Origin of the sequence: Streptomyces violaceorubidus (assembly GCF_000717995.1) — a bacterium.
GTDB lineage: Bacteria > Actinomycetota > Actinomycetes > Streptomycetales > Streptomycetaceae > Streptomyces > Streptomyces violaceorubidus.
Genome location: NZ_JODM01000004.1, coordinates 120,239 through 146,007, shown reverse-complemented (window position 1 = coordinate 146,007; position 25,769 = coordinate 120,239). Strand labels below are relative to the sequence as shown.

Annotated in this window: 23 protein-coding genes; 17 read left to right on the top strand and 6 right to left on the bottom strand. The window is 73.8% G+C overall.

The window, feature by feature from the left end:
* Positions 1-52 precede the first annotated feature (52 nt).
* From IE94_RS0108830 to IE94_RS0108810, 5 genes are all read left to right on the top strand, one after another.
* Positions 53-868: a hypothetical protein gene (locus IE94_RS0108830; protein ID WP_030180688.1), complete on the top strand. Its 816-nt coding sequence runs from the start codon at positions 53-55 to the stop codon at positions 866-868.
* A 52-nt stretch (positions 869-920) separates the two neighbouring features.
* The gene (locus tag IE94_RS0108825; protein ID WP_030180685.1) at positions 921-1,250 is read left to right on the top strand and encodes a rhodanese-like domain-containing protein; all 330 of its coding nucleotides are present in this window, start codon (positions 921-923) and stop codon (positions 1,248-1,250) included.
* A 176-nt stretch (positions 1,251-1,426) separates the two neighbouring features.
* Positions 1,427-2,458 (top strand): DUF5819 family protein, encoded by a 1,032-nt coding sequence (locus tag IE94_RS0108820; protein ID WP_030180682.1) that lies wholly within the window; start codon positions 1,427-1,429, stop codon positions 2,456-2,458.
* A complete protein-coding gene (locus IE94_RS0108815) occupies positions 2,455-3,750 on the top strand; it encodes an HTTM domain-containing protein (protein ID WP_030180680.1) in 1,296 nt (431 codons plus the stop codon). Before IE94_RS0108820 ends, IE94_RS0108815 begins: the two co-directional genes overlap by 4 nt.
* Positions 3,747-4,535, top strand: a complete 789-nt coding sequence (locus tag IE94_RS0108810) for a TrmH family RNA methyltransferase (RefSeq protein WP_030180678.1) — start codon at positions 3,747-3,749, stop codon at positions 4,533-4,535. Before IE94_RS0108815 ends, IE94_RS0108810 begins: the two co-directional genes overlap by 4 nt.
* 10 nt (positions 4,536-4,545) lie before the next feature.
* Here IE94_RS0108810 and paaN read toward each other — a convergent pair whose 3' ends face one another.
* A complete protein-coding gene (paaN, locus tag IE94_RS0108805; protein ID WP_030180676.1) occupies positions 4,546-6,237 on the bottom strand; it encodes a phenylacetic acid degradation protein PaaN in 1,692 nt (563 codons plus the stop codon).
* A 148-nt stretch (positions 6,238-6,385) separates the two neighbouring features.
* On the opposite strand from paaN, the gene IE94_RS0108800 reads away from it, so the two are divergent.
* A complete protein-coding gene (locus IE94_RS0108800; RefSeq protein WP_030180675.1) occupies positions 6,386-7,900 on the top strand; it encodes a 3-hydroxyacyl-CoA dehydrogenase in 1,515 nt (504 codons plus the stop codon).
* Positions 7,897-8,508, top strand: coding sequence for a TetR/AcrR family transcriptional regulator (locus IE94_RS0108795; RefSeq protein ID WP_030180672.1), 612 nt, complete (start codon positions 7,897-7,899; stop codon positions 8,506-8,508). Before IE94_RS0108800 ends, IE94_RS0108795 begins: the two co-directional genes overlap by 4 nt.
* A 16-nt stretch (positions 8,509-8,524) precedes the next feature.
* Here IE94_RS0108795 and IE94_RS0108790 read toward each other — a convergent pair whose 3' ends face one another.
* Positions 8,525-9,025 carry an Lrp/AsnC family transcriptional regulator gene (locus IE94_RS0108790; protein ID WP_030180670.1) on the bottom strand — a complete coding sequence of 167 codons (501 nt, stop codon included), beginning with the start codon at positions 9,023-9,025 and terminating at the stop codon, positions 8,525-8,527.
* Positions 9,026-9,214: 189 nt separating this feature from the next.
* Here IE94_RS0108790 and pdhA (IE94_RS0108785) point away from each other — a divergent pair, with 189 nt between their 5' ends.
* From pdhA (IE94_RS0108785) to IE94_RS0108755, 7 genes are all read left to right on the top strand, one after another.
* Positions 9,215-10,399 carry a pyruvate dehydrogenase (acetyl-transferring) E1 component subunit alpha gene (gene pdhA / locus IE94_RS0108785; RefSeq protein ID WP_051777371.1) on the top strand — a complete coding sequence of 395 codons (1,185 nt, stop codon included), beginning with the start codon at positions 9,215-9,217 and terminating at the stop codon, positions 10,397-10,399.
* Positions 10,396-11,400, top strand: a complete 1,005-nt coding sequence (locus IE94_RS0108780) for an alpha-ketoacid dehydrogenase subunit beta (protein ID WP_030180664.1) — start codon at positions 10,396-10,398, stop codon at positions 11,398-11,400. The genes pdhA (IE94_RS0108785) and IE94_RS0108780 overlap by 4 nt, the downstream gene beginning before the upstream one ends.
* The gene (locus IE94_RS0108775) at positions 11,400-12,956 is read left to right on the top strand and encodes a dihydrolipoamide acetyltransferase family protein (RefSeq protein ID WP_030180663.1); all 1,557 of its coding nucleotides are present in this window, start codon (positions 11,400-11,402) and stop codon (positions 12,954-12,956) included. Before IE94_RS0108780 ends, IE94_RS0108775 begins: the two co-directional genes overlap by 1 nt.
* A gap of 102 nt (positions 12,957-13,058) precedes the next feature.
* Positions 13,059-14,045: an NTP transferase domain-containing protein gene (locus IE94_RS0108770; RefSeq protein WP_030180660.1), complete on the top strand. Its 987-nt coding sequence runs from the start codon at positions 13,059-13,061 to the stop codon at positions 14,043-14,045.
* Positions 14,045-15,421, top strand: a complete 1,377-nt coding sequence (locus tag IE94_RS0108765) for a molybdopterin molybdotransferase MoeA (RefSeq protein WP_030180657.1) — start codon at positions 14,045-14,047, stop codon at positions 15,419-15,421. The genes IE94_RS0108770 and IE94_RS0108765 overlap by 1 nt, the downstream gene beginning before the upstream one ends.
* On the top strand, positions 15,418-16,515 hold the full coding sequence (locus IE94_RS0108760) for a potassium channel family protein (RefSeq protein ID WP_030180654.1): 1,098 nt from the start codon (positions 15,418-15,420) through the stop codon (positions 16,513-16,515). Before IE94_RS0108765 ends, IE94_RS0108760 begins: the two co-directional genes overlap by 4 nt.
* A gap of 249 nt (positions 16,516-16,764) precedes the next feature.
* Positions 16,765-17,745, top strand: a complete 981-nt coding sequence (locus IE94_RS0108755) for an NAD(P)H-quinone oxidoreductase (protein WP_030180651.1) — start codon at positions 16,765-16,767, stop codon at positions 17,743-17,745.
* A gap of 49 nt (positions 17,746-17,794) precedes the next feature.
* On the opposite strand, the gene IE94_RS40920 is transcribed toward IE94_RS0108755, so the two are convergent.
* Positions 17,795-18,517 carry a hypothetical protein gene (locus IE94_RS40920; protein ID WP_245235203.1) on the bottom strand — a complete coding sequence of 241 codons (723 nt, stop codon included), beginning with the start codon at positions 18,515-18,517 and terminating at the stop codon, positions 17,795-17,797.
* A gap of 172 nt (positions 18,518-18,689) precedes the next feature.
* On the opposite strand from IE94_RS40920, the gene IE94_RS0108745 reads away from it, so the two are divergent.
* Entirely contained in the window at positions 18,690-19,229 is a 540-nt protein-coding gene (locus IE94_RS0108745) for a bacterial proteasome activator family protein (RefSeq protein ID WP_030180647.1), read from the top strand.
* An 86-nt stretch (positions 19,230-19,315) separates the two neighbouring features.
* Here the strand turns inward: IE94_RS0108745 and IE94_RS0108740 are convergent, their stop codons facing one another.
* Positions 19,316-20,986 (bottom strand): protein kinase domain-containing protein, encoded by a 1,671-nt coding sequence (locus IE94_RS0108740; RefSeq protein ID WP_030180646.1) that lies wholly within the window; start codon positions 20,984-20,986, stop codon positions 19,316-19,318.
* 346 nt (positions 20,987-21,332) lie between these two features.
* Here IE94_RS0108740 and IE94_RS0108735 point away from each other — a divergent pair, with 346 nt between their 5' ends.
* Positions 21,333-22,943, top strand: coding sequence for a protein kinase domain-containing protein (locus IE94_RS0108735; protein WP_030180645.1), 1,611 nt, complete (start codon positions 21,333-21,335; stop codon positions 22,941-22,943).
* Positions 22,944-22,958: 15 nt separating this feature from the next.
* Here the strand turns inward: IE94_RS0108735 and IE94_RS0108730 are convergent, their stop codons facing one another.
* Both IE94_RS0108730 and IE94_RS0108725 read right to left on the bottom strand, forming a co-directional pair.
* Complete coding sequence (locus IE94_RS0108730) at positions 22,959-23,366, bottom strand: hypothetical protein (protein ID WP_030180644.1); 408 nt, start codon at positions 23,364-23,366, stop codon at positions 22,959-22,961.
* Between the two features lie 106 nt (positions 23,367-23,472).
* Positions 23,473-24,129 (bottom strand): response regulator, encoded by a 657-nt coding sequence (locus IE94_RS0108725; protein WP_030180643.1) that lies wholly within the window; start codon positions 24,127-24,129, stop codon positions 23,473-23,475.
* A gap of 323 nt (positions 24,130-24,452) precedes the next feature.
* On the opposite strand from IE94_RS0108725, the gene pdhA (IE94_RS0108720) reads away from it, so the two are divergent.
* The gene (gene pdhA, locus IE94_RS0108720) at positions 24,453-25,769 is read left to right on the top strand and encodes a pyruvate dehydrogenase (acetyl-transferring) E1 component subunit alpha (RefSeq protein WP_030180642.1); all 1,317 of its coding nucleotides are present in this window, start codon (positions 24,453-24,455) and stop codon (positions 25,767-25,769) included.

The following is a 25,769-nucleotide window of genomic DNA, read 5'->3' as shown; positions in this document are numbered from 1 at the left end:
CCCCGGTCCGCGTCCGGGGCACGGTGCGCCGGACAGGCCCTAGGCTGGTCGGGTGACGACGCCGGAAGCTGAGCCCGAGCAGGGCGGTGCGCCGCGTCCCGAGGAACGGCTGGAACAGGCCGTACGGGCCGCCGAGCAGGCACTCATCGAGTACGAGATCGCCCTGGAGACCTTCCGTGTGGAGGTCGAGAACTTCTCGCGGCTGCACGAGCAGCGGCTCGGCCCGGTGTACGCCCGGCTCGAGGAGCTGGAGGCGCAGATCCTCGAGGCCAGGGCGGCCCGTACGGGCGAGGCCGAGGACCGGCGCCGGGCCGACGAGGCACGGGCCCGGCTGATGCCGATCCCGGGCGTCGAGGAGCTGCTGAACGGCTGGATGGACGGGGACGGGCTGTTCCCGGAGGCCACGGCGATGCTCACCGGCCAGGAGGTACGGCCCCCGCAGCGGGTCAGGCCCGGCGAGGAGGCCCGCAGGCTCTACCGGGAGCTGGCCCGCAAGGCCCACCCCGACCTGGCGCAGGAGGAGGCCGAGCGGATCCGGCGCGAGGAGTTCATCACCCGTGTCAACGCCGCCTACGCCCGCGGCGACGAGGCGGAACTGCGCGAGCTGGCCGAGGAATGGGCCGCCGGACCGGTGCCCGAGCGTCGCCCGAGCCGCGGCGAGGAGCTGTACGCCCGCCTCGAATGGCTCGACCGGCGCAAGGAACTGCTCACCCTGCTCGCCAAGGAGCTGGAGGAGAGTGCGATCGGCGCCATGCTCAGGCTGGCCCCGGACGACCCCGACCGGCTGCTCGACGAGATCGCCGAGCAGCTGGCGACCCAGGTGCGCGAGCGGGAGGCGGAGCTGGCCGGGGTGCTCGCGCAGGACTGAGCCGTCGGGTGGCGGCTCGGGTAGCGTCTGGGGCATGAGTTTCGGAGCTGGTGTGCCCACGGTCGGGATCGAGGACCTCGAGGACGGTGCGTTCCTGCTGGACGTCCGCGAGGACGACGAGTGGGAGGCGGGGCATGCCGCCGGGGCGCTGCACATTCCCCTCAGCGAGTTCGTGGCCCGGTACGGTGAGTTCGCCGAGGCCGCGCCGCAGGACGGCCGGGTGCACGTGCTCTGCCGCGTCGGGGGGCGTTCGGCGCAGGTCACGATGTACCTGGTCCAGCAGGGCGTCGACGCGGTGAACGTCGACGGAGGCATGCAGGAGTGGGCCGCGGCCGGGCGTCCCGTGGTGGACGACAAGGGCGAGCCGGGGCACGTTCTCTAGGCTGTCCCCGCCGGATGTGGCGACGGCCACGGTGCGTCCGGTCCGCCGGGGGCTGTGCGGGCGGCCGGTCCTGAGTACCGTTCCCGTTCGAACGTCGCCGAGCAGCCGCACGGGTGGCGCGGGGGCTTCCCGGGGCGGGGCGGGCGGATGGACGGATCGGGACCGAACGGGGCGGAATGGACGCGTACGACAAGGGCTCGGGCGCTCGGCGGGGGCAGGACGGACCGGCTGGGCCGGACGGGCCGGACGGCGCGGTGGATTCGACGGAAACCGGTGGGTCGGCCGGTATCGCCGAGGCCATCGGGTCCGCCGAGGTCACCGGGTCCGCCGAGGTCACCGGGTCCGCCGGGAGTTCCGTCGCTGCCGAGGGGCCGGCACAAGCATCGGGAGCGGACGGAGCGGACGGAGCGGACGGAGCGGACGGAGCGGACGGAGCGGACGGAGCCGACGGGGCGGCCGAGGGCGCCGTGGCCACCGCTCCGGAGGAAGCCGGTCCCGCCGTGGAGGGCGCTGCCGCGCAGCCCCCCGCCCCCCGTACCGGCGTCGCCGCGCTCTCCCCGCGCTACCAGGTCGGTGCCGTGGTCGCGCTCGCGGTGGTCGCGGTCGCCGTCTGTGCCCACATAGGCCTGGTGTTCCTGCACGTGGCCCCGTCCAACACCCTCACCAAGCAGCACGGTTCCGTGGTGGACGAGTGGGTCTTCCCGGAGTTCGAGCAGAACTGGAAGCTCTTCGCGCCCAACCCCCTCCAGCAGAACGTCTCCGTCCAGGTCCGCGCGGAGGTCAGTACGGCGGGCGGCGAGATACGGACGACCGGCTGGTACGACCTGTCCGCGGAGGACGGCCGGGCCATCGACGGCAATCCGCTGCCGAGCCACACCCAGCAGAACGAACTGCGCCGGGCCTGGGACTTCTTCGTCGCCAGCCACGACTCCGAGGACCGCCCGGTGGGCCTGCGGGGTGCCCTGTCCGAGACGTATCTGCGGCGCATCGCCCTCCTGCGCCTGGACCGCCACGATGCCGCCGGACCCGGCGGTGTCGTCGAGCGCGTGCAGTACCGTTCCCGGACCACGAACGTGAAGCCGCCCCCGTGGAGCGGTGAGAAGGTCTCCGACCGGCCGACGCTGCGCGAACTGCCCTGGTGGTCCGTGGCCGCGGAAACCGGGGGCGCGGACGCCGGTCGTGCCGGACGGGAAGGGGGCGCCGCGTGAACGCCGCCGTCCTCTCGGTCTCCCGCGGCATCGCCCGCGTCACCGGTGCCGCGCTCGGTCCGTACCAGACCGCCGTGATCCGTATCGGCTTCAGTGCCACCTGGCTGCTCTTTCTGCTGCGCGAACTGCCCCACCGCGACGAGCTGTACGGGCCGGACGGGCCCTGGAGCCACGAACTCGCCGAGCAGTTGACCGCGGACAACGGCGCCTTCACGGCGCTGATGTGGTCGGACGGGCGGGCCTGGTTCGAGATCGTCTACGCGCTGGCCGTCCTGAGCAGCGTGCTGCTGCTGCTGGGCTGGCGCACCCGGACGATGTCCGTGCTGTTCATGGTCGGGGTGCTCTCGCTGCAGAACCGCAGCGTCTTCATGGGGGACGGCGGCGACAACGTCATCCACCTGATGAGCATCTACCTGGTCCTCACCCGGTGCTCCCAGGTGTGGTCGCTGGACGCGCGCCGCGCCCGGCGGGCGGCGGAGGCACGCGCGCGGGGCGAGCGGGTGACGGACCGGGTCGGCCCGGTGCTGTGGTGCGCCGGTGGGTTCCTGCTGCTCACGGTGGTGCTGGCGGGCGGCCTCGACGGCGACTGGTTCGTCCCGGCGCTGCTGTGGGCGGTGTGGGTCGCGCTGGGGCTGTGGTGGGTCGTGGAGCGGGGCGCGGAGGGCGGCCAGCCGCGGATCCTGCTGGACGTGGTCACCAACATCGTGCACAACGGCGCGCTGGTCGTGATCATGGCCGAGGCGTGTCTGATCTACGCGACGGCCGGCTGGTACAAGATCCAGGGTTCGCGCTGGCAGGACGGTACGGCCGTCTACTACCCGCTGCAGTTGGACTACTTCTCGCCGTGGCCCGCGCTCTCCGACCTGCTGGCCGCCAGCGGCACGATGGTCATGCTCATCACGTACGGCACGGTCGCGGTGCAGGTCGCCTTCCCGTTCACGCTGTTCAACCGGCGGGTCAAGAACGTGCTCCTCGCCGTGATGATGACCGAGCACGCGGTGATCGCCGTGACGCTCGGGCTGCCGTTCTTCTCGCTGGCGATGATCGCCGCCGACGCGGTCTTCCTGCCGACCTCGTTCCTGCGCCGGCTGGGCGGCTGGGCGGCGCGCGTGCGCGGCCGGCTGTCCGGCCGGGGGCCCGCGGCGGCCCCCGCGGGTGCGCCCGCCGGGTCCGGGGCGGGCCGGCCGGCGACGGTGCCGGGCCCCAGGGGCGAGGAGGACGGGGGACCTGCGGGAGCGGGCGCGGCGGACGGGAAGGGCCCCGAGCACACGCACGTAGGCTTCCGGGCATGACCTCATCCGGCCCAGGCCCAGGCCCCGTTTCCGGCCCCTCGGCCGCCTGGCACCGGCACGCCGACCGGTGCGTGCTGCTGGACGGCTTCCACGCCCTCAAGCACGCGCTGCGCTTCGGCGCTGCGGTGCCGGTGGCGGTCACCAGTGACCGCGCGGGCGCCCTGGCCCTCGCCGACGAGCTGGCGCCGGATGTGCGCGAGGCGTTGACGGGGCTGCTGACCGAGGTGCCGCACGAGACGTACGCGTCGCTCGTCGCGCGGCCGCACCCCACCGCGGTGGCCGCCCTGGCCGTACGGCCCTCCCGGGCGGCGGGGCTGGAGGCGCTGGCCCGCATGCCCCGCCGAGCCCCCGTCGTGGTCCTCGACCAGCCGCGCAATCTCGGCAACGCGGGGGCGGTGATCCGGCTGGCCGCCGGTTTCGGGGCGACCGGCGTGGTCACCACGGGCACCCTCGACCCCTGGCACCCCACCGTGGTGCGCGGGGGGGCGGGGCTGCACTTCGCGACCGTCGTGGAGCGGCTGGAGGTGGCCGATCTGCCGCCGGGGCCGGTGTTCGCGCTGGACCCGGAGGGCGAGGACATCCGGGGGCTGAGGCTGCCGGACGAGGCGCTGCTCGCCTTCGGCTCCGAGCGCAGCGGGCTCTCCCGCGAGCTGCGCGCCCGGGCCGACCACCTGGTGGCGCTGCCGATGCGCCCCCAGGTCTCCAGCTACAACCTCGCCACCAGTGTGGCCATGACGCTGTACCACTGGAGCGCCGGAGGCGGCGCGCCGCACGGCGCGCCCTAGAGCATCGGTCTCAGGCCGGGCGGCGGACCTCCACCACCCGGAAGCGGTTCGCGACGAACGCGCCGTCGCACAGGGCCGCGTTGGCCGCCGGGTTGCCGCCGGAGCCGTGGAAGTCGGAGAAGGCGGCCGTCTGGTTCACGTACACGCCGCCGGTGAGGTTCAGGGAGAGCTGGGCCGCCTCCTCCAGGCAGACCTCCTGCACGGCCTCCTCGACCTCCGGGTCGGTCGTGTACGCGCCCACCGTCATCGCGCCCTTCTCGCGGACGCTGCGGCGCAGCAGCTCCAGGGCGTGGCCGGCGGAGTCGACGGCGACGGCGAAGGAGACCGGGCCGAAGCACTCGCTGGTGTGGGCGGCCTCGTCCTCGGGCTTGGCGCCGTCCAGCTTGACGATCACCGGGGTGCGCACGACCGCGTCCGGGAACTCCGGGTTGGTCACCTCGCGGGAGGCGAGGGCCACCTCGCCGAGACCGGCGGCGGCCTCCAGGCGGGCCTTGACGTCCGGGTTGACGATGGCGCCGAGCAGGGCGTTGGCGCGGGCGTCGTCGCCGAGGAGGCCGTCGACGGCGCGGGCCAGGTCGGCGGTGACCTCGTCGTAGGTCTTGGCGCCCTGGTCGGTGCGGATGCCGTCGCGGGGGATGAGCAGGTTCTGCGGGGTGGTGCACATCTGGCCGCTGTAGAGGGAGAGCGAGAAGGCCAGGTTGGCGAGCATGCCCTGGTAGTCGTCGGTCGACTCCACGATCACCGTGTTGACGCCGGCCTTCTCCGTGTACACCTGGGCCTGGCGGGCGTTGGCCTCCAGCCAGTCGCCGAAGGCGGTGGAGCCGGTGTAGTCGATGATCCGGATCTCGGGGCGGGTCGCGAGGGTCTTGGCGATGCCCTCGCCGGGGCGCTCGGCGGCCAGCGCGACCAGGTTCGGGTCGAAACCGGCCTCGGTGAGGACGTCGCGGGCGACCTGGACGGTGAGCGCGAGCGGCAGCACCGCGCGGGGGTGCGGCTTGACCAGCACCGCGTTGCCGGTGGCGAGGGAGGCGAACAGGCCGGGGTAGCCGTTCCACGTCGGGAAGGTGTTGCAGCCGATGACCAGGCCGATGCCGCGCGGGACCGGGGTGAAGCGCTTGGTGAGCGCGAGCGGGTCGCGCTTGCCCTGCGGCTTGGTCCACTCCGCCGTCTCCGGCGTGCGGGACTGCTCCACGTACGCGTAGGCGACGGCCTCCATGCCGCGGTCCTGGGCGTGCGGGCCGCCCGCCTGGAACGCCATCATGAAGGCCTGCCCGGAGGTGTGCATGACCGCCTGGGCGAACTCCATGGTCCGGTCGGCGATCCGCCCGAGGATCTCCAGGCAGACCATCGCGCGCAGCTCCGCGCCCGCGTCCCGCCACGCCTTCTGGCCGGTCCGCATGGCGGGCAGCAGCACGTCGAGGTCCGCGTGCGGGTACTCCACGCCCAGCTCGATCCCGTACGGGGAGATCTCGCCGCCCACCCAGCCGTCGGTGCCGGGCTGGCCGAGGTCGAGGCGGGTGCCGGCCAGGGCGTCGAAGGCGGCCTTGCCCGCGGCGGTGTCCAGGCTGCCGTCCTCCCCGTAGGCCTTGGGGTGCTCGGGGTGGGGGGACCAGTACGCGCGCGTGCGGATCGTCTCCAGCGCCAGGTCCAGGGTCGGCCGGTGCCGGGCGATCAGCTGGTGGGCGGTGAGTTCGGCGGCCATGCGGGACCAACTCCTCGTCGTCGAGTGTGTGGACCTGGAGGGAAACCTGGGCAGGAACAGGCGGACACGGCTAGAGTAACCGAACGATCGGTCGGGACAAGGGGGACCGCCGCATCTGTGGAAAACCCCGTGCGGGAGGATCGCGCACATGACAGCACTCGACCTCAGCAGCCCCGTGGCCGTCGTCGGCACCGGCACCATGGGCCAGGGCATCGCCCAGGTGGCGCTGGTCGCGGGCCATCCCGTGCGGCTGTACGACGCCGCCCCGGGCCGGGCCCGGGAAGCGGCCGCCGCGATCGGCGCCCGGCTGGACCGGCTCGTCGAGAAGGACCGCCTCACCGGCGCCGAACGGGACGCCGCCCGCGCCCGGCTCACGCCCGCCCAGTCCCTCGCCGGGCTCGCCGGCTGCGCGCTCGTCGTCGAGGCGGTCGTGGAGCGGCTGGACGTCAAGCAGGAGCTGTTCCGGGCGCTGGAGGACGTCGTCGGCGACGACTGCCTGCTCGCCACCAACACCTCCTCCCTGTCCGTCACCGCCGTCGGCGGCGCGCTGCGCGTGCCCGGCCGCTTCGTGGGCCTGCACTTCTTCAACCCCGCGCCGCTGCTCCCGCTGGTGGAGGTGGTCTCCGGGTTCGCCACCGACCCCGCGTCGGCCACGCGCGCGTACGAGACGGCCCGTGCCTGGGGCAAGACCCCGGTGGCCTGTGCCGACACCCCCGGCTTCATCGTCAACCGCATCGCCCGGCCCTTCTACGCCGAGGCCCTCGCCGTCCACGAGGACCGGGGCGCCGACCCGGCCACCGTCGACGCCGTGCTGCGCGAGTCGGGCGGTTTCAAGATGGGCGCCTTCGAGCTGACCGACCTCATCGGGCAGGACGTCAACGAGTCCGTCACGCACTCGGTGTGGCAGGCGTTCTTCCAGGACGTGCGCTTCACCCCGTCCCTGGCCCAGCGCCGCCTGGTCGAGTCCGGCCGGCTCGGCCGCAAGAGCGGGCAGGGCTGGTACGACTACGGGGACGGCGCCGAACGTCCCGAGCCGCACACCGCCGAACCGGCCGAGGCGCCCGCGTACGTCGTCGTCGAGGGGGACCTGGGCCCGGCGGCCGAGCTGGTCGCGCTGATCCGCGAGGCGGGCATCGAGGTCCGCGCGGGCGAGGACCACGGCACCGGGCTGGTGCTGCCCGGCGGGGGGCGGCTCGTGCTGGCCGACGGGCGGTCCTGCGGGGAGTCCCGGGACGTCGTCCACTTCGACCTCGCGCTCGACTACCGGCGGGCCACCCGCGTCGCCCTGTCCGCGTCACGGTCCACCCCGCCGCGGACCCTCGCCCGGGCCACCGGTCTGTTCCAGGCGCTCGGCAAGAAGGTCAGCGTCATCGGTGACGTCCCCGGGATGATCGTCGCCCGCACGGTGGCGCGGATCATCGACCTGGCCGTCGAGGCGGTCGCCCAGGGCGTGGCCACCGAGGAGGACGTCGACACCGCGATGCGCCTGGGCGTCAACTACCCGCTGGGCCCCCTGGAGTGGAGCCGCCGGCTGGGCGGCGACTGGGCCCGCGGGCTCCTCGACAACCTGCACAAGTGCGCGCCCTCGGGCCGGTACGCGCCCTCCCTGGCGCTCCACCGCCACGCGTACGCCGCCGACAAGCAGGAGGGCACTCCCTCATGACCACCGCCAAGCGCGACACGTACACGCCCGAGACGCTGCTGTCCGTCGCCGTGCAGGTCTTCATCGAGCGCGGCTACGACGGCACCTCCATGGAGCACCTGTCCAAGGCGGCGGGGATCTCCAAGTCGTCGATATACCACCACGTCACGGGCAAGGAGGAGCTGCTGCGCCGGGCCGTCAGCCGGGCCCTGGACGAGCTCTTCGGGATCCTCGACGAGGAGCACGCGCGCGTGGGGACCGCCGCCGAGCGCCTCGAGTACGTCGTGCGGCGCATGGTCGAGGTGCTCATGGCCGAGCTGCCCTACGTGACGCTGCTGCTGCGGGTGCGCGGCAACACGGGTACCGAGCGGTGGGCGCTGGAGCGGCGGCGCGAGTTCGACCACCGGGTCGCCGCCCTGCTGAAGGACGCGGCGGCCGAGGGGGACGTGCGCGCGGACGTGGAGGTCCGGCTCGCGACCCGCCTCGTCTTCGGCATGATCAACTCGATCGTCGAGTGGTACCGCCCGGACGGTCCCGACGGCCGGGGCGCTACGGGCGGCACGGGCGAGCGCGAGGTGGTCGACGCGGTGGCGCGGCTGGTGTTCGGAGGGTTGCGCAAGGCGTCCTGAATGCTCCGGGGCGCGGTCAGCTCTGCGGTTCGAGGTCCTCGGTCTCGAAGACCAGCAGGGTGCGGGTGCTGAGCACCTCGGGGATGGCCTGGAGGCGGCTGAGCACCAGTTCGCGCAGGGCGCGGTTGTCCGGGGTGTGCACCAGCAGCAGGACGTCGAAGTCGCCGCCCACCAGGGCGATGTGCGAGGCCCCGGGCAACTGCCGCAGTTGGGCGCGGACCGTCCGCCAGGAGTTCTGGACGATCTTCAGGGTGATGTAGGCCGAGGTGCCGTGCCCGGCGCGTTCGTGGTCGACGCGGGCGCCGAAACCGCGGATGACGCCGTCCTCGACGAGCCGGTTGATGCGTGCGTAGGCGTTGGCGCGGGAGACGTGCACCCGCTCCGCCACCGACCGTATCGAGGCCCGGCCGTCCGCCTGGAGCATGCGCAGGATGTCCTGGTCGATGGCGTCCAGCGGGCGCGGGGGCGGGGCGCCCGCCTCGTCCGTGCCGCCGCCCTCCCCAGGGCGATCGGCCATTTGTTCAGATGCCACGTGCCCCCGCCTTCCCCTCATGGACGTCCTGCGTCCATCTCAGGCTGTGGAGAACCGTTTGTCCACAGCCTGGGGGTGCGTGTAGCCAAAATGTGCCGACGACCGAACAATCGGTAGGTGAGGCCCGTCACACCCGTGGCGAGCCCAGAGCCGCTCCCACGAGGAGGTGCCGTCATGACGGTCATGGAGCAGCGGGGCGCGTACCGGCCCACACCGCCGCCCGCCTGGCAGCCCCGAACCGACCCCGCGCCGCTGCTGCCCGACACGGAGCCCTACCGCGTCCTCGGCACCAAGGCCGCGGACCGCGCCGACACCGAGCTGCTGCGCACCCTGTACGCCCGGCTGGTGCGCGGCCGCCGTTACAACGCGCAGGCCACGGCGCTGACCAAGCAGGGCCGGCTGGCCGTCTACCCCTCCAGCGCCGGCCAGGAGGCGTGCGAGGTCGCCGCCGCGCTGGTCCTCCAGGAGCAGGACTGGCTCTTCCCCAGCTACCGCGACACCCTCGCGGTCGTCTCGCGCGGCGTCGACCCCGTCGAGGCCCTGACCCTGCTGCGCGGCGACTGGCACACCGGCTACGACCCCTACGAGCACCGGGTGGCCCCGCTGTCCACGCCGCTGGCCACCCAGCTGCCGCACGCCGTGGGTCTGGCCCACGCCGCGCGCCTCAAGGGCGACGACGTGGTCGCGCTGGCCATGGTCGGCGACGGCGGCACCAGCGAGGGCGACTTCCACGAGGCGCTGAACTTCGCCGCCGTCTGGCGGGCCCCGGTCGTCTTCCTCGTGCAGAACAACGGCTTCGCGATCTCCGTCCCGCTCGACAAGCAGACCGCCGCCCCCTCGCTGGCCCACAAGGCCGTCGGCTACGGGATGCCCGGCCGCCTGGTCGACGGCAACGACGCCGCCGCGGTGCACGAGGTCCTGTCCGAGGCCGTGCGGCACGCGCGCGAGGGCGGCGGCCCCACCCTGGTGGAGGCGGTGACCTATCGCGTCGAGGCGCACACCAACGCCGACGACGCCACGCGCTACCGGGGCGACGCCGAGGTGGAGACCTGGCGCCGGCACGACCCGGTCGAGCTGCTGGAGCGGGAGCTGACCGAGCGGGGCCTGCTCGACGAGGACGGCATCCGCGCCGCCCGCGAGGACGCCGAGACCATGGCCGCCGACCTGCGCGCCCGCATGAACCAGGACCCACAGCTCGACCCGCTGGACCTGTTCGCCCACGTCTACGCCGAGCCGACGCCGCAACTGCGCGAGCAGCAGGCCCAGCTGCGCGCGGAGCTGGAGGCGGAGGCCGAGGCCGAGGCCCAGGCCCAGGCCCCGGCGGATTCCGCGTCCGCACCGCAGGGGGGACACCGATGACGACTGTCGCCGCCAAGCCGGCCACCATGGCGCAGGCCCTCACGCGCGCGCTGCGCGACGCCATGGCCGCCGACCCGGCCGTGCACGTCCTCGGCGAGGACGTGGGCACCCTCGGCGGGGTCTTCCGGATCACCGACGGGCTCGCCGCGGAGTTCGGCGACGACCGCTGCACGGACACCCCGCTCGCCGAGGCCGGCATCCTCGGCACCGCCGTTGGCATGGCGATGTACGGGCTGCGCCCGGTCGTCGAGATGCAGTTCGACGCCTTCGCCTACCCGGCGTTCGAGCAGGTCGTCAGCCATGTCACCAAGATGCGCAACCGCACGCGCGGGACGATGCCCCTGCCGCTGACCATCCGGGTCCCCTACGGCGGCGGCATCGGCGGCGTCGAGCACCACAGCGACTCGTCCGAGGCGTACTACATGGCGACTCCGGGGCTCCATGTCGTCACGCCCGCGACGGTCGCCGACGCCTACGGGCTGCTGCGCGCCTCCATCGCCTCCGACGACCCGGTGGTCTTCCTCGAACCGAAGCGGCTGTACTGGTCGAAGGACACGTGGAACCCCGAGGAGCCGGCGTCCGTTGAACCGGTGGGCCGCGCGGTGGTGCGGCGCTTCGGCCGGAGCGCCACGCTCATCACGTACGGACCGTCGCTGGCCGTCTGCATGGAGGCGGCCGAGGCGGCCCGGGCCGAGGGCTGGGACCTCGAAGTCGTCGATCTGCGCTCCCTGGTGCCGTTCGACGACGAAACGGTGTGCGCTTCGGTGCGGCGGACGGGACGCGCGGTCGTCGTCCACGAGTCGGGTTCCTTCGGGGGCCCGGGCGGGGAGATCGCGGCCCGGGTCACGGAGCGCTGCTTCCACCACCTGGAGGCACCGGTGCTGCGTGTGGCCGGGTTCGACATCCCGTATCCTCCGCCGATGCTGGAGCGTCACCACCTGCCTGGTGTGGACCGGATCCTGGACGCCGTGGGGCGCCTGCAGTGGGAGGCCGAAAGCTGATGGCACACGCTTCTGACGGGCGCAGCCTGGAGTTCAAGCTGCCCGACCTCGGCGAGGGGCTCACCGAGGCGGAGATCGTCCGCTGGCTGGTCGAGGTCGGTGACGTGGTCGCCGTGGACCAGCCGGTCGTCGAGGTCGAGACGGCCAAGGCGATGGTCGAGGTGCCCTGTCCCTACGGGGGTGTGGTCACCGCGCGCTTCGGCGAGGAGGGCACGGAGCTGCCCGTCGGGGCGCCGCTGGTGACCGTGGCGGTGGGCGAGGGCGACGCGGCGGCCGAGGGCCCGGTGCGCGGTGCCGGTACGGGGGGCGCCGGTACGGGGGGCGCCGGTACGGGGGGCGCCGGTACGGGTGGCGCCGGGGCACAGGAGGCGGGGACGCCCGCCGCCGAGAAGAAGGCGGAGGGCTCCGGCAACGTCCTGGTGGGCTACGGCACCTCCGAGGCACCCGCGCGGCGCCGCAGGGTGCGCGCCGGTCGGCCGGCCGTCACCGGCGCCTCCGGGCGGGCGAACGGCTGGGCCCGCGCCGCCGAGAAGGAGACGGACGCCCCGGTCCGTGCCTCCGAGCCGGTGGACGCCCCGGTCCGTGCCGCCGAGCCGGTGGACGGGCCGGTCCCGGTCATCTCCCCGCTGGTGCGCAGGCTGGCCCGGCAGCACGACCTGGACCTGCGCGAGCTCACCGGTTCAGGACCGGACGGGCTGATCCTGCGGGCGGACGTGGAGTACGCGCTGCGTGCCGCCGCGGCGCAGGGCGGCCGCGCGGCGGACCAGGGGCCCGGGACGGACCGGGAGCCGGATGCCGCGTCCGTCGCCTCCTCCGCCACCTCCGCCTCCTCCGGGTTCTCCTCCCCTTCTCCCGCCCCGGGCTCCGACGGCACCCGCGTCCCCCTCAAGGGCGTGCGCGGCGCCGTCGCCGACAAGCTCTCCCGCAGCCGGCGCGAGATCCCGGACGCGACCTGCTGGGTGGACGCCGACGCGACCGAGCTGATGCGGGCGCGCACCGCGATGAACGCGTCCGGCGGGCCCCGGATCTCCCTGCTCGCCCTGCTGGCCCGGATCTGCACGGCCGCCCTGGCCCGCTTCCCCGAGCTGAACGCGACGGTCGACACGGAGGCCCGGGAGATCGTCCGGCTGGACCGGGTCCACCTCGGCTTCGCCGCGCAGACGGACCGGGGGCTGGTCGTGCCGGTCGTCCGGGACGCGCACGCGCGCGACGCCGAGGGGCTGAGCGCGGAGTTCGCCCGGCTGACCGAGGCGGCCCGCGCGGGCAGGCTGACGCCGGGCGAGCTGACCGGCGGCACCTTCACGCTGAACAACTACGGCGTGTTCGGCGTCGACGGCTCCACGCCGATCATCAACCACCCCGAGGCGGCCATGCTCGGCGTCGGCCGCATCGTCCCCAAGCCCTGGGTGCACGAGGGCGAGTTGGCGGCGCGACAGGTCGTGCAGCTGTCGCTCACCTTCGACCACCGGGTGTGCGACGGCGGCACGGCGGGCGGTTTCCTGCGGTACGTGGCGGACTGCGTGGAACAGCCGGCGGTGCTGCTGCGCACCCTGTGACCTGGGGGATGCGCCCACAAGGTGACGGTGTGTCCGCACCCCCTCCGATCACGTGTGCTCCCCTGCGTTCCCTGTGATCGCCCCGGGCCCCATACTCGGGGGGTGACCGCGTACGAGCCCCCCGGCGACCCGGGCGTCGGCACCGACCCCGCGACGGGTGACGGCCGCGCCGGGTATGACGCCGTCGTGCTCGCCGGCGGGGCCGCCCGGCGGCTCGGGGGCGCGGACAAGCCCGGACTGCGGGTGGGCGGACGCGCGCTCCTCGACCGGGTGCTCGCCGCCTGCGCCGGGGCGCGGACCACCGTCGTCGTCGCCGACCCCCGGCCCACCGGGCGCCCGGTGACCTGGGCGCGCGAGGACCCGCCCGGCGGTGGACCGCTCGCCGCCCTCGCCGCCGGGCTGCGGCACACCGCCGCCGAGCACGTCGTGGTGCTCTCCGCCGACCTGCCGTTCCTCGCCGGGCCGACCGTCGGGCGGCTGCTGGCGGCCCTCGTCGCGGGCGACGCCGACGGGGCGCTGCTCACCGACGCCGACGGCCGCGACCAGCCCCTCGTCGCCGCCTACCGCACAGCCGCGCTGCGCCGCGAACTGGCCGCGCTCGCCCGCGACCGGGAGGAACGCGAGGGCCGGCCGGACCTCACCGGGCTGCCGCTGCGCCGCCTGACCGGCGCTCTGCGCCTCACCCGCGTCCCGGACGCCGTCGCCTCCTTCGACTGCGACACCTGGGACGACATCGCCACCGCAAGGGCACGCATCAGGGAGCATGGTCACGTGTTGGATGAATGGATTTCCGCAGCCAAGGACGAGTTGGGCATCGACCTGGACGTCGACACCGGGATCCTGCTCGATCTCGCGCGCGACGCCGCCCACGGGGTGGCCAGGCCGGCCGCCCCGCTGACCACCTTCCTCGTCGGTTACGCGGCCGGGCGGGCCCAGGGAGGCCCCGAGGCCGTCGCCGAGGCCGCCCGCAAGGCCGCGGCCCTCGCCCTGCGCTGGGCCGAGGAGGCCGCCGACGCCGGGGCCGCCCCCGCGAAGGGCAGGCCCGACGCGGCCCCCGACGCCACCCCCGACACCCGCCCGGACGCGTGATGACCTCCCCCGGCACGTGGTCCGACGCGCAGGCCGAGGATCTCGACGTCGAGGAGGCGCTCGCCCTGGTGAGGGAGAATCCCGGCCCCGCACACCGCGGCCCCACCCGTCCCGGCCCCGGCGGACACGGATCGACCGCCCCGCACCACCCGGCCAACTCCCGCCACCGTGCGACCCCCTGGCCCGTGGCGCGGACGACCGCCGAGCGCGCCGCCCGCGCCGCGGCCCGTGCCGCCCGCCGCACCCCGCTCGCCGTGCCCCTCGACGCGGCCCTCGGCCTCACCCTGGCCGCGCCCCTGGCCGCCCTCACCGACCTGCCCTCCTTCGACACCTCCGCGATGGACGGCTGGGCCCTGGCCGGGCCGGGCCCCTGGACGGTGCGCGACGAGGACGTCCTGGCCGGACACGTGGAGCCCGCGCCCCTCGTCGACGGTGAGGCCGTCCGTATCGCCACCGGCGCACGCGTCCCCCCGGACACCACCGCCGTACTGCGCTCCGAGCACGGCCGCACCGACGAACGCGGGCGCCTGCACCCCACCCGCGACGTCGTGCACGGTCAGGACATCCGCCCCCGGGGTCAGGAGTGCCGCAGCGGCGACCAGCTGCTGCCCGTCGGCACCCTCGCGACCCCGGCGGTACTGGGGCTGGCCGCCGCCGCCGGATACGACACGCTCACCGCGGTCCCCCGCCCCCGGGTCGACGTCCTGGTCCTCGGCGACGAACTTCTCACCGGGGGTCTCCCGCACGACGGCCTCATCCGGGACGCGCTCGGCCCGATGCTGCCGCCCTGGCTGCGCGCGCTGGGCGCCGAGGTCCGCTCCGTGACCCGGATCGGCGACGACGCCGAGGCGCTGCACCGGGCCGTCACGTCCTGCGACGCCGACCTGATCGTCACGACCGGCGGCACCGCCGCGGGACCCGTCGACCACGTCCACCCGACCCTGCGCCGGATCGGCGCCGAGCTCCTCGTCGACGGCGTCGAGGTACGCCCCGGCCACCCCATGCTGCTGGCCCGGCTCAAGGACGACCAGCACCTCGTCGGGCTGCCCGGCAACCCCCTCGCCGCCGTCTCCGGCCTGCTCACCCTCGCCGAGCCGCTGCTGCGCACCCTTGCCGCCCGCCCGGCGCCCGAGCCGTACACGCTGCCGCTGCGGGACGCGGTGCACGGGCACCCGCACGACACCCGGCTGGTGCCCGTCGTACTGCGCGACGAGGGTGCCGTGCCGCTGCGCTACAACGGTCCGGCGATGCTGCGCGGCATCGCGGCCGCCGACGCCCTGGCCGTCGTACCGCCGGGCGGCGCGCGGTCGGGGCAGGAGGCCGAACTGCTCGACCTGCCCTGGGCGACCGGCGGGATCGGGGTGTGTTTCACGTGAAACTTCCGGGCCAGGACGCGATCGCGCGCCAGGCGGACGAGCACTTCGTGACCCACAAGGTGAAACTCCCCAGGAAGCTGGTGGAGCATCCGTTCCGCCAGGTCGCCAAGCGGCTGTCCATCGCCCTGGTGGTGCTCGTGGTGACGGCCTTCATCGTGTACGCGGACCACGACGGCTACACCGACAACTCCGACGGCTCCGTCGACCTCCTCGACTCCTTCTACTACGCCACCGTCACCCTCTCCACCACCGGCTACGGTGACATCACGCCCGTCAGCGACGCCGCCCGGCTGACCAACATCTTCGTCATCACGCCCCTGCGCGTGCTCTTCCTGATCATCCTGGTCGGCACCACGCTGGAAGCCCTCACCGAGCGCACTCGGGAGGAGTGGCGCCTGAACCGCTGGAGGTCTGCCTTGCGCGATCACACCGTCGTCGTCGGCTTCGGAACCAAGGGGCGGTCGGCGATCCAGACCGTCTGCGCGACCGGGCTGCGCAAGGACCAGGTGGTCGTGGTCGACCCCAGCGGCAAGGCCATCGAGGCGGCGACGGCCCACGGCTACGCGGGCGTGGTCGGCGACGCGACCCGCAGCGACGTGCTCAACCGGGCCGAGGCGTACCGGGCGAAGCAGATCATCATCGCCACGCAGCGCGACGACACGGCCGTGCTGGTCACGCTGACGGCCCGGCAGCTCAACCGCGGCGCGAAGATCGTGGTCGCGGTCCGCGAGGAGGAGAACGCGCCGCTGCTGAAGCAGTCCGGCGCCGACGCCGTGATCACCAGCGCCAGCGCCGCGGGGCGGTTGCTCGGGCTCTCGGTGCTCAGCCCCGCCGCCGGCATGGTGATGGAGGACCTGATCAGCCAGGGCAGCGGACTCGACCTCGTCGAACGGCCCGTCATAAAGGCCGAGGTGGGCAAGAAACCGCGTCAGACGGACGACCTGGTGGTGAGTGTGCTGCGCGGACACCGGGTGCTGGGCTACGACGATCCCGCGGTCGGCGAACTGGAGCTGACGGACCGCCTGATCACGATCGTGCGGGCGACACCGGCCACCCATGTGACGCCCGACGCCCGCCCGTTCCCCCGCGACTGAGCCGCCCCTCGCGGCCCGGCCCCGGCGCCCGCCCGCCGTGAGCGGCGGCTTGCGGGCCGTCCGACGGAGAGCATCACGAGGGAGGCGATGGCGCGGCGCAGCACGTCGCCGAGGAGATGGCCGACCCTCGCCGAGGGCCGCCGGATCGGCCGCGGGCGGATGCGGTCGAAGACGCCCTTGACGATGCCGATGTCCACCGAGACACCGGCGTACGGGGAGGACGGGGGACACAGGAGTAGCGTCGGCCCCATGCATGCGATCACGATTCCCGAACCCGGAGGCCCCGAGGCGCTGGTGTGGGCCGAGGTCCCCGACCCGCAGCCCGGCGAGGGCGAGGTCCTGGTCGAGGTGGCGGCCAGCGCCGTCAACCGCGCCGACATCATGCAGCGCCAGGGCTTCTACGACCCCCCGCCCGGTGCCTCCCCGTACCCGGGCCTGGAGTGCTCCGGGCGCGTGGCGGCCGTCGGCCCCGGCGTGTCCGGCTGGGCCGTCGGCGAGGAGGTGTGCGCGCTGCTCGCGGGCGGCGGCTACGCCGAGAAGGTCGTCGTCCCGGCCGGACAGCTGCTGCCGGTGCCGCAGGGCGTCGACGTGAAGGCGGCGGCGGCGCTGCCCGAGGTGGTCTGCACCGTCTGGTCCAACGTCTTCATGGTCGCCCACCTGCGCCCCGGCGAGACGCTGCTGGTGCACGGCGGCTCCAGCGGGATCGGCACCATGGCGATCCAGCTGGCCAAGGCGGTGGGCGCGAGGGTCGCGGTGACGGCCGGCACCGGGGAGAAGCTGGAGCGCTGCGCCGAGCTGGGCGCGGACGTCCTGATCAACTACCGGGAGCAGGACTTCGTCGCCGAGGTGAAGGAGGCCACGGGCGGCGCGGGCGCCGACGTCATCCTCGACAACATGGGCGCGAAGTACCTGGACCGCAACGTCCAGGCCCTCGCCGTGAACGGCCGGCTCGCGATCATCGGCATGCAGGGCGGCCGCAAGGGCGAGCTGAACATCGGCACGCTGCTCGCCAAGCGCGCCGCCGTCAGCGCCACCTCGCTCAGGGCCCGGCCGCTGGAGGAGAAGGCGGCGATCGTGGCGGCCGTGCGCGAGCACGTCTGGCCGCTGTTCGCCGGGGGGCACGTCCGTCCGGTCGTCGACCGCGAGATGCCGATGAGCGAGGCCGCGGAGGGCCACCGGGTGGTGGAGGAGAGCGGGCACATCGGCAAGGTGCTGCTGATCGCCCCGTAGACGAGGCGCGGCCGGTACGCGGCGGCGGGCCCGGGCCGCGAGGCAGGCCCTACCCCCGGCGCAGGCGCAGTCCCACGAGGCCCAGGGCCAGGCCGAGTCCGATGAGCACCAGCCCGCTGCCCAGCGGGAGGACCCGCAGTACGGGCTCGGCGGCGGCCCGGGTGGGCGCGCCGCTGTGCGACGGGGACCGGGACGGGGCGGCCGGGGACACCTCGGCGGCCTCGGTGGGACCGGGCGGCAGGGCGGTGGCCGGGGCCTCGGGGGCGACGTCGCCGTCGCCGTCCTCGTCCCGGTACCGACCGCCGTTCTCGTCCCCGCCGTCGTGCTCCGGCTCACGCTCCTCGCCGTGACCGGGCCGATGTCTTCCCTCACCCGGCAGGTGCCCGCCCCGGGAGGGTTCGGCATCGGGCGGACCGCCGGACGCCGACGCCGACGCCGACGGCTTGGGGGAGGCGGGCGAGGGCGTGGGCGAACCATGGCCCGGGCCGGATTCCGCGGAGGGCCGGGCGTCCGGGCGGTCCGGGCGGTCGTGGCCGTCGGGGTGCCGGGGACGTTCGTGACCGCCGCGCCCGTCATGGGTGCCGGAACCGTCCGGGACGCCGGCCGCCCCCGGCGCGGACGGCCCCGGTGTCGGCGTCGCCGCCACCGTGAACGGTGCCACCGGCCACCCGGTGCCGTGGGCCTGCTCCGCCCCGTACGGTGCCACCACCGCGCCGGCCCCCAGGGCCCCTACCAGCCCCGTCGCCCGCAGTGCGCGCAGCCATGGAGTCACGTCCGTGACCCCCTCCCGGTGAGGTGCGGTCGTGGAAAGCGTCGCGAAAAGCGACGGAACAAGCCTCACATCCACCGAGGTGACCGGCATTTTGGGCGCCGCCGAACGCGTCGGGACGGTTTCGGCGGGGGCACCGCCCGTCCGGGGCCCGGGGGTGCGAGACAATGGCGGCATGGAGATGCCGAGGAACGACAGGTCGCCGGACAACCCCCAGATCCTGGTCGTCGGCCAGGACGGAATGGCGCTCAGCGGCGGCGGGGACGACGACTCCCGCGAGATTCCGGTGACCGAGCAGGTGGAACAGCCCGCCAAGGTCATGCGGATCGGCAGCATGATCAAGCAGCTGCTCGAAGAGGTGCGGGTCGCTCCCCTGGACGAGGCGAGCCGGGTCCGGCTCAAGGAGATCCACGCCAGCTCGGTGAAGGAGCTGGAGGACGGTCTGGCCCCGGAGCTGGTGGAGGAGCTGGAGCGGCTCTCCCTGCCCTTCACGGACGACGGCACCCCGACCGACGCCGAACTGCGGATCGCGCAGGCACAGCTGGTCGGCTGGCTGGAGGGACTCTTCCACGGGATCCAGACCACGCTGTTCGCCCAGCAGATGGCCGCGCGGGCCCAGCTGGAGCAGATGCGCCGCGCGCTTCCGCCGGGCACCCTGCCGGAGGGCGAGGAGCCCCCGCAGCCGGGCGGCCGTTCCGGCGGCCCCTACCTGTAAGGACTGCGCGCCTGTAGGACTGCGCGAAGGGCCCGGCAGCGTGTGCTGCCGGGCCCTTGGACGTCAGCCGTCGGTCATGCCACGGGTCATTCGGTCGGCGGGTTGCCCGTCGAGACCTTGAGCTGGATCTCCGGCATGTTCTCCGGGTCGACGTCCGTGCCGGCGGTGGGGAACTGGTCCCGGACCGAGCCCTCGCCGTAGGTGTTCTCGTCGACCTCGACGACCTTCATCCGCCAGCCCGCGGCGTTGAAGCACTCCTTGACCGAGCCGATGTACTTGAACGTGAAGTCCGGCACCCTGATCTTGTCGGGGTCGTTGTACGACTCCTCCGGCTCGGTGCACTCGTCCTTCTCGATCGTCTTCTCCTTGTCCGGCCCGCGGTAGCCCGCCGCCCTCGACGGCGACGCGGAGACCGACGCGGTGGACGAGCCGCCCCCGGCCTGCGGGTCCTCGTCCCCGCCGCTGTTCATCAGCAGCGCGGCGATCAGCCCGCCCACGGCCACGGCGGCGACCACGATCGAGCCGATGATCACCGGCTTGTTGCTCCGGCCGCCGCCCGGGGAACCGGCACCGTGGGCGGTCGGCGTCAGGTTGTACGGCGGCGGCGTGGACGCGCCCTGCTGCTGCGCGTACGGCGTCGGGGCCGGCGTCGGGTAGCCGGCCTGCTGCGGATAGCCGTACGCCGACGAGTGCGCCGCCGCCGGGGCCGGGGCGCCGTACGGGTTCGGGCCGGGGGCCGGCGTCGGCCGGTAGGGCGTCTGGACGGGGCCCGTGGGCGCCGGGGCGCCCTGGTCGACCGGCGGGAACACCGCGGAGCCGACGCCCGCGCCGCTCGACGTCGGGGCGCCGGGCACGATGCTGGGCGGCGCCGCCTGGAAGGAGGCCGCCACCCGCAGGCATTCGTCGCGCATCGCCTCGGCGTTGGGGAAGCGTTCGTTGGGGTTCTTCTTCAGCGCGCGGGCCACCAGCGCGTCCACAGCCGGGGGCAGCGCCCGGTTCACGGCGGACGGGGCGACCGGCTCCTCCTGCACGTGCGCGTACGCGATCGCGAGCGGCGAGTCGGCGTCGAACGGCAGGCGCCCGGTGACCAGCTGGAACAGCATGATGCCGACCGAGTACAGGTCGGAGCGGGCGTCGACCCCGCGGCCGAGGGCCTGCTCCGGAGAGAGGTACTGCGGGGTGCCGACGACCATGCCGGTCTGCGTCATCGAGGTCACGCCGGACTGCATGGCGCGGGCGATGCCGAAGTCCATCACCTTGACCACGCCGCGCTTGGTCATCATCACGTTGCCCGGCTTGATGTCGCGGTGGACCAGGCCCATCTCGTGGCTGATCTCCAGCGCGGCCAGCACGTCCGCGGTGATCTTCAGAGCCTTGTCGGCGGGCATCGCGCCGTGCTGCCGCACGTCCTCGTCGAGCACCGAGCCCAGCGGGCGGCCCTCGACGTACTCCATGACGATGTACGGCGTCGTCATGGAGTCGAGGACGTCCTCGCCGGTGTCGAAGACCGAGACGATGTTGGTGTGCGTGAGCTTGGCCACGGCCTGCGCCTCGCGGCGGAAGCGCTCGCGGAAGGCCTGTTCGCGACCCAGCTCGGTGTGCAGTGTCTTGATCGCGACCTGCCGGTCGAGGACGGAGTCGTACGCCAGGTGCACGGAGGCCATGCCGCCCTCGCCGAGCAGGTCGCGCAGCTGGTAACGGCCGCCGGCGAGTGCCCGCCCCGCGTACCGTCCTTGTCCGGCGGCGTCCTGGCTCATGTCTCTGCGTCCCCCATAGACGGCGGGCGCCGGTGGCGGCGGCACGCGCGCTCGTGATCGAAAGTGCTATTCCCGGCCAAGTCTGCCCCAGGGCACCGACACGTCAAGCGCGGTGCCCGTTCCGTGACCGTACGCGAAAGAAGCGTCGCGGAAGCGTTACAGCCGGCGTACTGCCGCTGCACGGAATTTGCACGAGAGTACGGAACCAGGGTTTCATGACCGGTCCGTCTCATGTCCGGTCCCGGCGCCCATCCCGGACCGGAGGCCCCCGCGAAGGCTGTAGCGTGGCCGACGGAGACCGTGACAACACCGCGCGTACCGCGGGCAGAAACGACGGCGAGGACTGATGGCACAGCAGCAGCGCGCCCAGGGCCCGTCCGAACCCGAGGCATCTGGCGGCGGTATGTCTGACGCGCCGGAGAACTGGGGCAACGGCGGCCTGGTCGGCGACGGCCGGTACCGGCTGACCCGCAGGCTCGGGCGGGGCGGCATGGCCGAGGTGTTCGCCGCGGAGGACGTCCGCCTGGGACGCACCGTGGCGGTCAAGCTGCTGCGCCCGGACCTCGCCGAGGACCCGGTCTCCAAGGCGCGGTTCACGCGCGAGGCGCAGTCCGTGGCCGGACTCAACCACCACGCCATCGTGGCCGTGTACGACTCGGGCGAGGACGTCGCCGGCGGCCAGTCCGTGCCGTACATCGTGATGGAGATCGTCGAGGGGCGCACCATCCGCGACCTCCTCCTCAACGCGGAGGCGCCCGGCCCCGAGCAGGCGCTGATCATCGTCTCCGGCGTCCTGGAGGCGCTGGCCTACTCGCACCAGCACGGCATCGTGCACCGCGACATCAAGCCCGCCAACGTCATCATCACCAACAACGGCGCGGTGAAGGTGATGGACTTCGGCATCGCGCGCGCCCTGCACGGCGCCCAGTCGACGATGACGCAGACCGGCATGGTCATGGGCACCCCGCAGTACCTCTCCCCCGAGCAGGCGCTCGGCAAGGCCGTCGACCACCGCTCCGACCTGTACGCGACGGGCTGCCTGCTCTACGAACTCCTCGCGCTGCGGCCCCCGTTCACCGGGGAGACCCCGCTGTCGGTGGTCTACCAGCACGTGCAGGACATCCCGACGCCCCCGTCCGAGGTCTCCGACGCCACCCCGCCGGAGCTGGACGGCCTGGTGATGCGCTCGCTGGCCAAGGAGCCCGACGACCGCTTCCAGACCGCCGAGGAGATGCGCGGCCTGGTCCAGTACGGCTTGCAGATGCTGTACGAGCAGGGCGGCCACACCGGCACCTGGAACACCGGCCCGGTCGCCGCGCACGACGGCCGGCACACCCCGTCGGCCGGTCTCGCGGGTACGACGGTGATGCCGCACCCCGCCGACCACGGGGCGTCGGGCACCCAGCAGATCCCCCAGCCGATCCTGCCGGGCCGCTACGACGGGGACGACGGCGGCTTCGAGGGCGGCGGCAACAAGGGCAGCGGCCGCGGCAAGCTGTGGATACTGGCCGTCCTCGCGGTGATCGCCATCGCGGCGGGCGTCGCGCTCGCCCTGAACAACGGCGACGACGGCAAGGGCGGCACCGAGACGGACAAGAGCCCCTCGGCGACCACCTCCCAGAGCACCGGCGAGGAGTCGCCCAGCTCCTCGCCCAGCGACGAGGCGACGCAGGAGACCACCGACCCGGGCACCGAGCAGGGCTCGGGCGGGGGCGGCAGCGGCGACGGGGACTGGGACCGGCCGTACACACCGTCCTGGAGCCCGTCGCACACCGCGACGGACGATCCGACGGGTGACCCGACCCGCGATCCGACGGGTGACCCGACGACGCCGACCGACGACCCGACGACCGACCCGGCGACGCCGCCGACGGGGGGCCCGACCGGAGACCCGACGGGCGGCACCGACGCGGGCGCCACCGGCGACCCGGGCGGCGAGGACCCGGCGGGCGAATGACCGCCCCGGCCCCCGTCACAGGGGGCCGGTCGCCCCGTCCGTGAAGTGCACCGTGCCGAACTGCGGGTCCAGGCGCAGGTAGGCGGCCTCGAACGGCCCGCCGTCCACCCGGTCCGGCGCCGGGCCGAACCGCTCCAGCTCGGCCGTGCTCGGCTCGTGCTCCTCGCACCGGCCCAGGACCTGCACGGTCCACAGGCTCTCGCCGGGCCGCGCGGAGGTCAGGTTGTCCGCTCCGTACGCGACGACGCTCCCGGCGCACATCCGGTGGTACCCCCAGCTCCTCGGCATCCGCAGCAGGACCCGCCCGTCGGCCACGATGTGCCGCGCGTGGGCGAGGAAGGGCAGGGCGCGCAGCGTGGTGGCCGCCCGGCCGTAGGCGGTGCGGCCGAGCAGGCCGACGGCGAGCTGTTCGTCGGAGGGCATGGCCCCACTGTGCGGGAACGCGGGGCACGGGAACAGGGTCGCCCGCCCCGGCAGGAGGGGACGTAAGTCCCGAGTAAATCCGTACCACCCCGGGAGCGTGCGCCGGTCAGCGGTTCTCGGCCTCCAGTCGGGCCACGAAGGCGGCGGCCTGCGAGCGCCGCTGCATGCCGAGCTTGCCCAGCAGGCTGGACACGTAGTTCTTGATCGTCTTCTCCGCCAGGTTCAGCCGCTCGCCGATCGCGCGGTTGGTCAGTCCCTCGCCGATCAGTCGCAGGATGCGGCGCTCCTGCTCGGTGAGCCGGGCCAGCCGGTCGTCGGGCTTCGTCCCGCCGTCGCGCAGCCGCTCCAGCACGCGCGCGGTGGCCGCCGGGTCGAGCAGCGACTTCCCGGCCGCCACCTCCCGTACGGCACCGAGCAGCTCGGCGCCGCGGATGTCCTTGAGGACGTAGCCGGAGGCGCCCGCCATGATCGCGTCGAAGAGGGCCTCGTCGTCGGCGAAGGAGGTCAGCATCAGGCAGCGGACGGACTCGTCCCGGGAGCGGATGTCCCGGCAGACCTCGACGCCGCTGCCGTCCGGCAGCCGTACGTCCAGGACGGCGACGTCCGGACGGGTGGCCGTGACCCGGGCCTGCGCCTCGGCGGCGGTGCCGGCCTCGCCCACCACCTCGATGTCGGCCTCGCCGGCGAGCAGATCGTGCACCCCGCGCCGGACCACCTCGTGGTCGTCGAGGAGGAATACCCGGATTTTTCCGTCTTCGCGCACGCGGTCAGTCTCACACACCGGCTCTTCCCGTGCCCGGGGTGGCCGGGATAACGTGCCGTTGTTCCGGCCCCCTGCAAGGCTGTGACCAGTAAAACCTCCCTCCTGGGTCGATTTACTTGGAAATCCGAGTAAAAACGCAGGTCAGGAAGGGTTTCACAGAAATGTGGAGCACTGGGTAACGTGCTGTTCGCAGGGCGCTCGCCGGGGCACCTGTCACGCCTGTTCCCGATCGGGCCGCACCCACCCTCGTGCGTCCGCCGGGCCGCAGGTGAGCCGCACTGGCTTCCGGCGAACCCGGGGGCCGGACCGACGGAGGAGCACACGTGACCGAGAGCACTGCCGCGCGCAAGCCGCGACGCAGCGCCGGAAGCAAGGCGGCCGGGACCGCCGGCACCAAGGCGGCCGGGACCGCCGGCACCAAGGCGGCCGGGACCGCCGGCACCAAGGCGGCCGGGACCGCCGGCACCAAGGCCGGCACCGGTGGCAAGCGCACCACCAGCACCACCAGCAGCAGCACCCGTACCGCTGCCGCGAAGGGCTCCGAAACGGAGCTGGTGCAGCTGCTGACACCCGAGGGCGAGCGCGTCGAGACCGCCAAGGACTCGGCCTACGCCGAGTACGCCTCGTACGTCGCCGACATCACCCCCGACGAGCTGCGCGGTCTGTACCGCGACATGGTGCTCACCCGGCGCTTCGACGCCGAGGCCACCGCCCTGCAGCGCCAGGGCGAGCTGGGCCTGTGGGCCTCCCTCCTCGGCCAGGAGGCGGCCCAGATCGGCTCCGGCCGGGCCACCCGCGAGGACGACTACGTCTTCCCGACCTACCGCGAGCACGGCGTCGCCTGGTGCCGCGGGGTGGACCCGACCAACCTGCTCGGCATGTTCCGCGGCGTGAACAACGGCGGCTGGGACCCCAACGGCAACAACTTCCACCTCTACACCATCGTCATCGGCTCGCAGGCGCTGCACGCCACGGGCTACGCGATGGGCGTGGCCAAGGACGGCGCGGACTCGGGCGTGATCGCGTACTTCGGCGACGGCGCCTCCAGCCAGGGCGACGTCAGCGAGGCGTTCAACTTCGCCGCCGTCTACAACGCCCCCGTGGTGTTCTTCTGCCAGAACAACCAGTGGGCGATCTCCGAGTCCAACGAGAAGCAGACCCGGGTGCCGCTGTACCAGCGCGCCCAGGGCTTCGGCTTCCCCGGCGTCCGCGTCGACGGCAACGACGTGCTGGCCTCCCTCGCGGTCACCCGCTGGGCCCTGGACCGCGCCCGGCGCGGCGAGGGACCGGCCCTGATCGAGGCGTACACGTACCGCATGGGCGCCCACACCACCTCGGACGACCCCTCCCGCTACCGGCACGACGACGAGCGCGTCGCCTGGGAGGCCAAGGACCCGATCCTGCGGCTTCGCCGCTACCTGGAGTCCGCACACCACGCGGACGAGGGGTTCTTCGCGGAACTGGAGGCCGAGAGCGAGACGTTGGGCAAACGAGTGCGCGAAGTGGTCCGTGCCATGCCGGACCCGGACCGGTTCGCCATCTTCGAGAACGTGTACGCGGACGGACACGCGCTCGTGGACGAGGAGCGGGCCCAGTTCGCCGCCTACCAGGCATCGTTCGCAGACGCAGAGGGGGTCTGA